The sequence below is a fragment of the Pseudomonas sp. WC2401 genome, from assembly GCF_041200115.1.
Taxonomy (GTDB): Bacteria; Pseudomonadota; Gammaproteobacteria; order Pseudomonadales; family Pseudomonadaceae; genus Aquipseudomonas; species Aquipseudomonas fragi.
In genome coordinates, this window is the sequence record NZ_CP165623.1 from 4,431,391 (window position 1) to 4,442,663 (window position 11,273).

General features: G+C 61.1%; 9 protein-coding genes and 1 pseudogene. 8 read left to right on the plus strand and 2 right to left on the minus strand.

Annotation, left to right across the window (positions count from 1 at the left end; translation table 11 throughout):
• Nucleotides 1-97 precede the first annotated feature (97 nt).
• Nucleotides 98-1,054, minus strand: coding sequence for a LysR family transcriptional regulator (locus AB3G35_RS20345; RefSeq protein WP_016782152.1), 957 nt, complete (start codon nt 1,052-1,054; stop codon nt 98-100).
• Between the two features lie 107 nt (nt 1,055-1,161).
• Here AB3G35_RS20345 and AB3G35_RS20350 point away from each other — a divergent pair, with 107 nt between their 5' ends.
• The 8 genes and pseudogenes from AB3G35_RS20350 (at nt 1,162) to AB3G35_RS20385 (ending at nt 10,492) form a co-directional block, all read left to right on the plus strand.
• Nucleotides 1,162-1,902, plus strand: coding sequence for an SDR family oxidoreductase (locus tag AB3G35_RS20350; RefSeq protein WP_086798367.1), 741 nt, complete (start codon nt 1,162-1,164; stop codon nt 1,900-1,902).
• A gap of 141 nt (nt 1,903-2,043) precedes the next feature.
• Nucleotides 2,044-2,892, plus strand: coding sequence for an ureidoglycolate lyase (locus tag AB3G35_RS20355; protein WP_106117319.1), 849 nt, complete (start codon nt 2,044-2,046; stop codon nt 2,890-2,892).
• Between the two features lie 37 nt (nt 2,893-2,929).
• Nucleotides 2,930-3,904 carry a D-erythronate dehydrogenase gene (gene denD, locus AB3G35_RS20360; protein WP_016782149.1) on the plus strand — a complete coding sequence of 325 codons (975 nt, stop codon included), beginning with the start codon at nt 2,930-2,932 and terminating at the stop codon, nt 3,902-3,904.
• 171 nt (nt 3,905-4,075) lie between these two features.
• Nucleotides 4,076-5,443, plus strand: a complete 1,368-nt coding sequence (locus AB3G35_RS20365; protein ID WP_016782148.1) for an MFS transporter — start codon at nt 4,076-4,078, stop codon at nt 5,441-5,443.
• Nucleotides 5,440-6,324 (plus strand): NAD(P)-dependent oxidoreductase, encoded by an 885-nt coding sequence (locus tag AB3G35_RS20370; protein ID WP_369782001.1) that lies wholly within the window; start codon nt 5,440-5,442, stop codon nt 6,322-6,324. The genes AB3G35_RS20365 and AB3G35_RS20370 overlap by 4 nt, the downstream gene beginning before the upstream one ends.
• Nucleotides 6,325-6,340: 16 nt before the next feature.
• Complete coding sequence (locus AB3G35_RS20375; RefSeq protein WP_134049805.1) at nt 6,341-8,125, plus strand: IlvD/Edd family dehydratase; 1,785 nt, start codon at nt 6,341-6,343, stop codon at nt 8,123-8,125.
• Between the two features lie 133 nt (nt 8,126-8,258).
• Complete coding sequence (locus AB3G35_RS20380; RefSeq protein WP_196884083.1) at nt 8,259-9,446, plus strand: fumarylacetoacetate hydrolase family protein; 1,188 nt, start codon at nt 8,259-8,261, stop codon at nt 9,444-9,446.
• Between the two features lie 253 nt (nt 9,447-9,699).
• Nucleotides 9,700-10,492, plus strand: a pseudogene (locus tag AB3G35_RS20385) (IS5/IS1182 family transposase).
• A gap of 132 nt (nt 10,493-10,624) precedes the next feature.
• Here AB3G35_RS20385 and AB3G35_RS20390 read toward each other — a convergent pair.
• Nucleotides 10,625-11,272 (minus strand): hypothetical protein, encoded by a 648-nt coding sequence (locus AB3G35_RS20390; protein ID WP_369782002.1) that lies wholly within the window; start codon nt 11,270-11,272, stop codon nt 10,625-10,627.
• Nucleotide 11,273 lies beyond the last annotated feature (1 nt).

The window sequence follows — 11,273 nt, forward strand, 5'->3', positions numbered from 1 at the left end:
TTGCGCCCCTACCCGACAGGTGGGGCGACGCTCACTTTAGAGGGCGGTTGGGCCTGTGCCCAATTACATCATTCCATCAGTTAATAACCCTGCGTTATCAAGGCGTCTGGCGTGCACCGCGCAGGGCATCGGGGCCACTCAACAAGGCATCGATAAAGGCTTTTGCCGACCACTGCGGGACCTCATTGCGCCGGGTAATCACCCCGTAGTCAGCCAGCACCAGCGGAAACGGCAAGGTCAGGCGGGTCAGGCGACCGGCCTGGATTTCCGGCTCGACCATCGACTCGGCCAGCATCGCCACCGACGGTGTGGTTTGCAGCAGTTGCATGGTGGTCTGCAACGACACGGTTTCCACGGTGTTTTCCGGGGTTTGCATGCCTGCTTCGACAAAGGCTTTTTCCACCCGGGCGCGCATCGGCGTGCCCGTGGGGTAAATCACCCACGGCCAGCTGCCCAGGTCCGCCAGCGGCACTTCACTGGCCCCGGCCAGCGGGTGCTGGCTGCCCGTGACCAGGCACAACGGCTCCGGCGCCAGCGCCTGGAAATCGAACAACTCACGATGACGGTCGAGGGTAAACCGGGCCACCACCAGGTCCAGCTCCTTGTGTTCGAGCAAGGTCAGCATATTGGCACTGGTGCCTTCGAGCACCTGCACGGTGAGCAGCGGCCAGTCCTGCTTGACCCGCACAATGGCAGCAGGCACCGCCAGGGCCGTGGCCGCATAAATAGTGCCGACCTTGATCAGGCCATGCCCGCCCTGGCGCAGATGGTTGATCTGGCTGACAAACTGGCCGGTGTCGTTCAAGGCAATCTGGGCGAAACGGGCCACATGGCTGCCCAGGTCGGTGAGGGTCATGCTGCGCGGCAAGCGGGCAAAGACTTCAAAGCCCAGCTGATGCTCGATCTCGCGCAGCATCTTGCTCACGGCCGGCTGGCTGATGCTCATTTCCTGCGCGGTGGCATGCATGTTTTGGGTGCGCGCCAAGGTGTCGACAAGCACCAAATGGCGAAAGCGCAGCCAGTTGCACAGCTGATTGAATCCAACATCCGCCATCCGATAACCCCCGGTTATTAAGTCCTGAGAATATCTCATTGGCGATTATCGCAGCGCAATATTAGTGTGCAGGGGGTCGCACCACATAATAACAACGGACACCTGCCATGAACCTAGCCAACAAACGTGTGCTGATCACCGCTGCAGCTCAAGGCATCGGCCGCGCTTCGGTACTGGCCTTTCGCGATGCGGGTGCGCAGGTCATCGCCACCGATCTGCATGTCGAAACCCTGCGCGACATCCCCGGTATTCAAGTGCTGCCTCTGGACGTAACGCAGGCATCCGCCATCGATGCCATCCACCAACAGGTCGGCAACGTCGACGTGCTGTTCAACTGCGCTGGCTTCGTCCACAGCGGTGCCCTGCTCGAATGCGACGAGCAGGCCTGGCAATTCTCTTTCGACCTTAACGTGACCGCCATGTACCGCATGATCCGCGCTTTTTTGCCGGGCATGCTGGACAACGGTGGCGGCTCGATCATCAACATGGCGTCGGTGGCCTCCAGCGTCAAAGGCGTGCCCAACCGCTTTGCCTATACCGCCAGCAAGGCCGCGGTGATCGGCCTGACCAAATCCGTGGCCGCCGATTATGTGCGCCAGGGCATCCGCTGCAACGCCATTTGCCCGGGCACCGTGGACTCCCCTTCGCTGCGCCAGCGCATCGCCGAACAAGCCCTTGAGCAAGGGCGCAGCGAAGCCGATGTGTACCAGGCCTTTGTTGACCGTCAGCCCATGGGCCGCATCGGTAGCGCTGAAGAAATCGCACAGCTGGCGCTGTACCTGGCCAGCGATGCCAGCAGCTACACCACCGGCACCGTCCAGGTGATTGATGGCGGGATGAGCAACTGAAACCAGATTTTCCCTGTGGGAGCGGGCTTGCTCGCGATGGCATCACCTCGGTTTACATGACAGACCGCAGTGTCTGCATCGCGAGCAAGCCCGCTCCCACCCAAGAGCATTGATTTCTGCTTTTTCGATAAAGGAGCTTTTATGAAACTGCTGCGCTACGGCGATAAAGGTCAGGAAAAACCCGGTCTGCTGGACGCCCAAGGCAATATCCGCGATTTGTCGGCGCATATCGCCGATGTCGCCGGTACTGCACTGAGTGCCGCAAGCCTTGCCGCACTGGGCAAGATCGACCCCGCCAGCCTGCCGCTGGTCAGCGGTTCGCCGCGCATCGGCGCGTGTGTCGGCCAGGTCGGCAAGTTTATCTGTATCGGTCTGAACTACGCCGACCATGCCGCAGAGTCCGGCCTGGCGGTGCCGTCGGAGCCGGTGGTGTTCAGCAAATGGACCAGCGCCATCTGTGGCCCCAACGATAACGTCGAAATCCCCCGCGACTCGATCAAGACCGACTGGGAAGTGGAACTGGGCGTGGTCATCGGCAAAGGTGGACGCAATATCGATGAACACAACGCACTGGAGCATGTGGCCGGTTACTGCGTGATCAACGACGTGTCCGAGCGCGAATGGCAGATCGAACGCGGCGGCACCTGGGACAAGGGCAAGGGCTTTGACACTTTCGGCCCCCTCGGCCCGTGGCTGGTGACCCGCGATGAGATCAGCGACCCGCACCAGCTCGACCTGTGGCTTGAGGTCGACGGACAGCGCTACCAGAACGGCAACACGCGCACCATGGTGTTCCAGATCCCGGCCCTGATTGCCTATCTGAGCCGCTGCATGTCGCTGCAACCGGGCGACGTGATTTCCACCGGCACACCGCCGGGGGTGGGCCTAGGCATCAAGCCGACACCGATCTATCTGCGCCCTGGCCAGGTCATGCACCTGGGCATCAGCGGCCTCGGCGAACAGCGCCAGCTCACCGTGCAGGCCGACTGATAACACGCTCAAACAACTATAAGAAACGGAGCTACACATGCGAATCCTGATCACCGGCGGCACCGGCTTTATCGGCAAACAACTGGCCCAACGCCTGCTCGACATGAACACCCTGACCTTCGAAGGCCAGGCACCGCGCACCATCGAGCGTATCGTGCTGTTCGACGCCTTTGCCGGCGAAGACGTGCCGAGCGACCCGCGTATCGAGCTGGTAACCGGTGATGTGGCCGACCCCGATGTTATCGCCCGCGTCACCGATGGCGTGGATCTGGTCTGGCATCTGGCAGCGGTGGTCAGCTCGGCGGCCGAAGCCGACTTTGACCTGGGCATGCAGGTCAACCTGCACGGCCTGATGCTGTTGCTCGAAACCCTGCGCAAGCAAGGCAACGCACCGCGCTTCGTCTATGCCAGCGGTTTTGCCGTATTCGGCGGCGCCCTGCCGCCAGTGGTGGATGACAACACCGTGCTGACACCGCAATCGTCCTACGGCATGCAAAAAGCCGTGGGTGAGTTGCTGGTCGCCGACTATGCGCGCAAAGGTTTTGTCGACGGCCGCGTGCTGCGCCTGCCAACGGTGGCAGTGCGCCCCGGCAAGCCGAACAAGGCGGCCTCGACCTTCTTCAGTTCGATCATCCGCGAGCCACTGGTAGGCCTGCCTGCCGTGTGCCCGGTGCGCCCCGACACCCGGGTTTACCTCACCTCGCCACGGCGCATTGTTGAGTCGATGCTGCTGGGCATGACCCTGTCGCCGCAGACCCTGGGCGGCGAACGCATCATCCCGCTGCCGGGCGTGACCACCACCGTGGCCGACATGGTCGCGGCGCTGCAACGGGTGGCCGGTGACGACGTGGCCAAACTGATTCGCTGGGAACCCGACGCGACTATCCAGCGCATCGTCGAAAGCTGGCCGAGCAAGGTAGAAGCGCCGCGCGCCCGTGCATTGGGCTTTACCGCCGACCCGGACTTCGACGCCATCGTGCGCGCGCATATCGAGGATACGGCCGGCAAATAACCCATCACCCCCTTGTGGGAGCGGGCTTGCTCGCGATCGAGGCGACGCGGTGCAACTGAAGCCCAGTAGCGCTTCCATCGCGAGCAAGCCCGCTCCCACAAAAAGCCCTGTCTCACAAAAATGCTGCAACGTTCACGCTACTCACAACAATAAAAACTGAGGTCGTGCCACATGACTACTCCGCTCCCCGATGTCTCGGACATCGAACAACAGACGATCAAGCGTGTGACCAGGCGCATGATTCCCTTTCTGGTCCTGCTGTTTGTAGTCGCCTTTCTGGACCGCAACAACGTCGGTTTCGCAGCTCTGCGCATGAACGAGGATATCGGCATCAGCCAGACCATCTATGGCCTGGGCGCGGGTATTTTCTTCCTCGGCTATTTCATGTTCGAAGTGCCGAGCAACATCTTGCTGCACCGCTACGGCGCCCGTGTATGGATCGCACGGATCATGGTGACCTGGGGCATCATCGCCGGCGCCATGGGCTTTTTGCAGACACCGGTGCATTTCGTGTCCCTGCGCGTGCTGCTGGGTATTGCCGAAGCCGGGTTCTTCCCGGGGGTGATCTATCTGCTGTCGCTGTGGTTCCCGAGCCGCTACCGTGCACGCATGATCGCCTCGTTTTACCTGGGCGTACCCATCGCACAAATCATCGGCGCACCGCTGTCGGTGGGCCTGATGGAAATGGGCGATGCCTGGGGCTTTGTCGGCTGGCGCCTGATGTATATCGTCGAAGCCGTACCGGCGGTGATCCTCGGCGTGGTCTGCTACTTCTACCTCACCGACCACCCGGCCGATGCCCACTGGCTGACCGACAAACAGCGTAGCTGGCTGATCAACACCCTGGCCCAGGAAGAGCGCAATAAACCGCTGGTGGTAGGCGTGCAGCCAACCAAGGGCCAGATGATCCGAAAAGCTCTGTGCAACCGCCAGGTATGGCTGCTGGCGCTGGTGTATTTCGGCATCACCTCGGGCTCCAACGCGATGAACTTCTTTATGCCCACGGTACTGGCCTCGTTCCGCGGCACCTTCGGCCTGGAAATCGGCCTGATGCAAAACGGCCTGATCACCGCCATTCCTTACGCGGTGGCCGCTGTGGCGATGATCTGGTGGAGCCGTCGTTCGGATCGCCTGCAGGAACGTCACTGGCATGCCGGTGGTGCCGCCATGCTCGCGGCGGTGTCGATTGCCGTGGCACTGTGGCTCAACCAGCCGTGGATCATCGTGATCGGCTTCATTCTGCTGGCAATGGGCGTGTACAGCGCGATCAACGTGTTCTGGGCCGTCCCCGGGCAAGTGCTGACCGGCGTCGGCGCGGCCGTGGGCATTGGCCTGATCAACTCCATCGGCAACCTCAGCGGTTTTATCGGCCCTTACCTGACCGGCTACCTGTTCACCGTGACCGGCAGCTACACCCCGGGCTTTATGGTGATTGCTGCACTGGTCGGCCTGGGTGGCCTGGGCATGGTGCTGATGCCGCGCAATAAAGAATCGCAGATTGGCGCCGCACTGGCCCCTGCCACTGGAGGTAAAGCATGAGCCTGCCAACCGTAGCCTTTATCGGCACCGGGATCATGGGCCAGCCCATGGCCCGCAACCTGCTGCACGCGGGCTTTGCGGTGCGGGCCTGGAACCGCTCGCCGGGCAAATTGCAGGCCCTGGCGGCGCAAGGGGCGACCGTGGCGTCGACCCCAGCTGCCGCGGCAGACGGCGCCCGGGTGTTGATCTGCATGCTTAGCGACGGCCCCACGTGTGACGAGGTGCTGTTTGGCGAAAACGGCGCCGCCCAGGCCCTGGCGCCCGGTGCGCTGGTGATCGTGATGAGTTCGATCCCGGTGGAAACCGCCGCCGCCCAGGCGCAGTTATGTGCCGAGCGCGGCCTGCGTTACCTCGATGCCCCGGTGTCGGGGGGCGAACGCGGGGCGCGGGAAGCCAGCCTGGCAATCATGGTGGGCGGTGAAGCGGCGGCCTTCGAACAGGGCCGCGACGTCCTGGCCGCCATGGGCCGCCCGGTACATGTCGGCCCGGCGGGCACCGGCGAACTGTCCAAGCTGGTCAACCAGTTGATCGTTGCCAGCACCATCGCCACCGTCGCCGAAGGCCTGCTGCTGGCCGAGCGCGGCGGCGCCGACCCAGCAAAAGTCCACGAGGCGCTGATGGGCGGTTTTGTCGACTCACCGATCTGGCGCCAGCACGGCCAACGCATGCTCAGCAACGACTTCACCCCCGGTGGCCCGGCCAAATGGCAACTCAAGGACACCCGCACCGCCCTCGCCCAGGCACAAAAACTGGGCCTCGACCTGCCCGTGGGTCGCCTGGTGGACAGCCTGTTTGCCGCGATGGTCGAGGCCGGTGACGGCGAACTCGACCACGCCGGACTGATTCGCCAGCTGCGCCGCAACAACCCATTGCCCGAATAATTTGCTGGAGCCTGCCATGACCGATTCAACCCCACGCCGCCTGCGCAGCCAGCTGTGGTTCGACGACCCAAGCCACGCCGACCTCACCGCGCTGTACGTGGAACGCTACATGAACCAGGGCCTGACCCGGGCCGAGCTGCAATCGGGGCGGCCGATTATCGGCATCGCCCAGACCGGCAGCGACCTGACGCCCTGCAACCGCCATCACATCGAACTGGCCAAGCGGGTCAAGGACGGCATCCGTGACGCGGGCGGCATCCCGATGGAATTCCCGGTCCACCCGATCGCCGAACAATCGCGCCGCCCCACCGCTGCGCTGGACCGCAACCTCGCCTACCTGGGCCTGGTCGAGGTGCTGCACGGCTACCCGCTGGACGGCGTGGTGCTGACCACCGGTTGCGACAAAACCACCCCGGCCTGCCTGATGGCGGCGGCCACCACCGACCTGCCTGCCATTGTATTGTCTGGCGGGCCGATGCTCGACGGTTGGCACAAGGGCCAGCGCATCGGCTCGGGCACCGTGCTGTGGCATGCGCGCAATTTGCTCAGCGCCGGCGAGATTGATTACGAAGGCTTCATGACCCTCACCACCGCGTCATCGCCATCGGTGGGCCACTGCAACACCATGGGCACCGCGCTGTCGATGAACGCCCTGGCCGAGGCCCTGGGCATGTCCCTGCCCGGTTGTGCGAGCATCCCGGCGCCGTACCGCGAACGCGGGCAAATGGCCTATGCCACCGGCATGCGCATCGTCGATCTGGTGCGCGAAGACGTGCGCCCGTCGCAGATCATGACCCACGCGGCGTTTGAAAACGCCATCGCCGTCGCCTCGGCACTGGGCGCGTCCACCAACTGCCCGCCCCACCTGATTGCCATCGCCCGTCACAGCGGTATCGAGCTGTCACTGGAAGACTGGCAGCGCGTGGGCGAAGACGTGCCCTTGCTGGTCAACTGCATGCCTGCCGGTGAATACCTGGGCGAAAGCTTCCACCGCGCCGGTGGCGTACCGGCGGTGATGCATGAGCTGGACAAAGTGGGCCGCCTGCACCGCGATTGCCTCACGGTCAGTGGCCGCAACATGGGTGAAGTGGTCGCCGACTGCGTCACCGGCGACCGCGACGTGATCCGCTCCTACGAAGACCCGCTGATGCACCGCGCCGGTTTTATCGTGCTCAGCGGCAACTTCTTCGACAGCGCGATCATGAAAATGTCGGTGGTGGGCGAAGCCTTCCGCAAGACCTACCTCAGCGACCCGTTGCAACCCAACAGCTTTGAAGCGCGGGCCATTGTGTTCGAAGGGCCGGAAGACTACACGGCGCGGATCAACGACCCCTCGCTGGACATCGACGAGCGCTGCATCCTGGTAATTCGCGGCTGCGGCACCGTGGGCTTCCCCGGCAGTGGCGAAGTGGTGAACATGGCCCCGCCCTCCACCCTGATCAAGGCCGGCATCGACTCCCTGCCATGCATGGGCGACGGCCGCCAGAGCGGCACCTCGGCCAGCCCGTCGATCCTCAATATGTCCCCGGAATCTGCGGTGGGCGGCGGCCTGTCGTTGCTGCGTACCGGCGATCGCCTGCGCGTCGACCTCAACGCCCGCAGCGTCAACCTACTGGTGGACGAAAGCGTGCTCAACGAACGCCGCCAGGAACCGTTGCCACCGCTGGCCCCGTCACAAACCCCGTGGCAGGAACTGTACCGCCAACTGGTCGGCCAGCTGTCCACCGGCGGCTGCCTGGAACCGGCCACCCTGTACTGGCGCGTGATCCCGGAAAACGGCCCGCCCCGCCACTCCCACTAAACCCTCCACACACATGACCTGTGGGAGCGGGCTTGCTCGCGATGGCATCACCTCGGTTTATCAAACAAACCGCAGCGTCAGCATCGCGAGCAAGCCCGCTCCCACACGGCCCGCTCTTTCAAGGATCCCGCTTATGCAAACGCTCAATCTGACCGTAGAAAACACCCTGCCCGACGACTGGCAACGCGCCACCCTGGTCGGCCGCGTGTGGCTGCCCGGCGAACGTGGTGGCCCGGCTGTGGTGGTGATTCGTGACGGCGAAGTGATCGACTGCACCGCCCTTTTCCCCACCCTGAGCCTGCTGCTCGATAGCGACAACCCGTTGCAAGCCGTGCGCGAAATCAGGGGCACTTCGCTGGGCACGATTGACGCATTGCTCACCAACAGCGGCGAACAGCGCGACATCGCCAAACCTTACCTGCTCGCTCCGGCCGACCTGCAAGTGATCAAGGCGGCGGGCGTGACCTTTGCCGCCAGCATGATCGAACGGGTAATCGAGGAAAAAGCCGGCGGCGATGCCTTGCGCGCCCAGGAAATCCGCGCCCTGGTACAGGACGTGATTGGCGACAACCTGCGTGACCTGCGCCCCGGCTCGCCCGAAGCCATGCGCCTCAAGCAAGTGCTGATCGAACAAAATATGTGGTCGCAGTACCTGGAAGTCGGCATCGGCCCGGACGCGGAAATCTTTACCAAGGCCCCCATCCTCGCCGCCGTGGGCAGTGGCTGCGCCATCGGCATTCACCCCGGCTCAAGCTGGAACAACCCGGAGCCGGAAGTGGTGCTGGCCGTCGACAGCCAGGGCCGGATCCACGGCGCCACCCTGGGCAACGACGTCAACCTGCGCGACTTCGAGGGGCGCAGCGCGCTGCTGCTGAGCAAGGCCAAGGACAACAACGCGTCCTGCGCACTGGGGCCGTTTATTCGCCTGTTCGACGAACATTTCAGCCTCGACGACGTACGCCACTGCGAAGTGACCCTGCGCGTGGAAGGCACCGACGGCTATGTGCTGGACGGCAAAAGCTCGATGAACCAGATCAGCCGCGACCCGGCGGACCTGGCCGCACAGACGCTCAATGCGAACCACCAGTACCCGGACGGTTTTGTGCTGTTCCTGGGCACCCTGTTCGCCCCCACCGAAGACCGTGATCAGCCGGGCCAGGGTTTTACCCACAAGGCCGATGACGTGGTCAGTATTTCGTCGCCGACACTGGGGGCGTTGCACAACCGCGTGACTGGCAGCGACCAGGCGCCACAATGGGCGTTCGGGGTCAGCGCGCTGATGAAGAACCTGGCGGTACGCGGGTTGCTGGGGCAGGCCTGAACGGCTGATTGAACGCCACAAAAAAGGCCCCGCCTGATCAACAGTGCGGGGCCTTTGCGTATCTGGTGTCCCAGGCGGGGTTCGAACTGTAATCGGGTCATACCCCACCATGAAAAAATAAATTACCTGTATTTTTCAATGATTTGCAATACGCAGTTGCTGCACATTAAAGCCATTCCATAGCTATGCTTGATCTCACAAGAATTCGCACAAAATTTCTTCAACCATCGACTCCAGTAAAATCGCCACATCACTGCCAAAAGGTCACGATGTCAAAACAGTATTAAATCCAGGTGCTGGCTGGGACGTGGTTGCAGATTCTTCATTGGAGCACGCCGTTACAAACGTCAGCGGGCTGATGATTGGATGATGCTCAGGCACGGCTTGGAGGAACACGCAAAAAAGTTCTGGCCCTTGTTCAAAGGTGTGTCAGCGATTCCGCGACTGACGCAATGGAGGATTCTTCAACCGGCTACACATCCGAATAAGCGAACAGCACTCGAATGATCTAGATAGCTGGCTGATCGACTCCACGGCCCTACGTGCAAGCCGAGCCTCATCAGGCGCCCGTGAAAAAAGGCGCCCAAAGCACCGTAGGACTCTGCGCTCGCCCGGAGCCGGGGTCGGTTTGACAAACAATATTTACATGCAATGTGATGCAGGCGGATTGCCTCTGCCTTTTCTATTTTCAGTTGGGCAAGCAAGCGATGTTGCTTATGCCCACCCCATACTCGGTGCGGCTCACCTTCCGAGTCTACGCGGGCGTCCTCGCACACGCTGCCGGTGCATGCTACCTCGCAAGGGACACGAAGCCGACGTGTTGCGCCCATAATGGGATCGCTACTGAATGCAGGCAGCCATCTGTCTACAAAACCTGAAGCACTAACCCAAACCGGGCTTGCCTAGGTTGTTTGACAGCCGGCAATATCATCGAACGCATGTATGAGTAGCTAAAAGAGGATAACCGCACAGTAAGGTGTTTCGATAAGCTTGTTAAAAGCTCTGGTGCCGTGATCTCTTTGGCATGTACGGTGCGGTGTTTGTAAAACACAAGTCATACAAAGCCAGGATCCATGGGCACAGTGAGCCCTCATGCTTTCCTAGCGTTGTGCGCCCTTCAGGCTGGCTGGTGAAGGGGTTCGCCAAAGCAACCTCACATCAAATGAATAGCTATATAACTAGCTTTCTGATGGAGCCCGATAGCGCCAATTCAGATACACCGCGATATCTGAGGCCGGCAAAAGCACCCGACGCGCTCTTCCAACAGCCAGTAGATCGCCTGTGGCCTCATCAAATTTGCAATAATCTGTACTTAGAAGCAGATCAAAAAATATAGATGCGACCTTACCCATTGCATTTAATTGATCCCACCCGCTATTGCTATTAGGAATGATGTTAGCGACAGAATTCAGTGCCGCTTTATCAGCCTCTAGCTGACTCACCTTTTCTTGTAGACGTTTAACTAATACATTTGACTGTTTCAGCCGCACCTTATGAGACTCAAGTAAATTCCCGATGATAGGATCAATATTTCGCAAGGCGTAGTTTTCAAAGCCTTCTCTTTCAAGCATATAGGAATCTATTATTGGGCGATACTTCCCAGCCTTCCTTAACAAGGTGGTAAAGTCCAGCACGCATGGATCCGACGCATCAGAATTAGCACCTTCTAGATCCTTGATCATTTTGTCAGATATGAATTTAGCCAGATCTGTGACTTTCATCGCAGGAGTTTTAAACTCACTCATATCTTTGAGTATTGAAATAACTTTTCTAGTCTTTTCATCAACGCAATTCTCTTGCCATGTTGAGAAATTAGATCTGAGCATT

Coding starts and splice junctions, on each gene's coding strand:
- AB3G35_RS20345 (WP_016782152.1), bottom strand. CDS start 1,054: ATGGCGGATGTTGGATTCAATCAGCTGTGCAACTGGCTGCGCTTTCGC.
- AB3G35_RS20350 (WP_086798367.1), top strand. CDS start 1,162: ATGAACCTAGCCAACAAACGTGTGCTGATCACCGCTGCAGCTCAAGGC.
- AB3G35_RS20355 (WP_106117319.1), top strand. CDS start 2,044: ATGAAACTGCTGCGCTACGGCGATAAAGGTCAGGAAAAACCCGGTCTG.
- denD (WP_016782149.1), top strand. CDS start 2,930: ATGCGAATCCTGATCACCGGCGGCACCGGCTTTATCGGCAAACAACTG.
- AB3G35_RS20365 (WP_016782148.1), top strand. CDS start 4,076: ATGACTACTCCGCTCCCCGATGTCTCGGACATCGAACAACAGACGATC.
- AB3G35_RS20370 (WP_369782001.1), top strand. CDS start 5,440: ATGAGCCTGCCAACCGTAGCCTTTATCGGCACCGGGATCATGGGCCAG.
- AB3G35_RS20375 (WP_134049805.1), top strand. CDS start 6,341: ATGACCGATTCAACCCCACGCCGCCTGCGCAGCCAGCTGTGGTTCGAC.
- AB3G35_RS20380 (WP_196884083.1), top strand. CDS start 8,259: ATGCAAACGCTCAATCTGACCGTAGAAAACACCCTGCCCGACGACTGG.
- AB3G35_RS20390 (WP_369782002.1), bottom strand. CDS start 11,272: ATGCTCAGATCTAATTTCTCAACATGGCAAGAGAATTGCGTTGATGAA.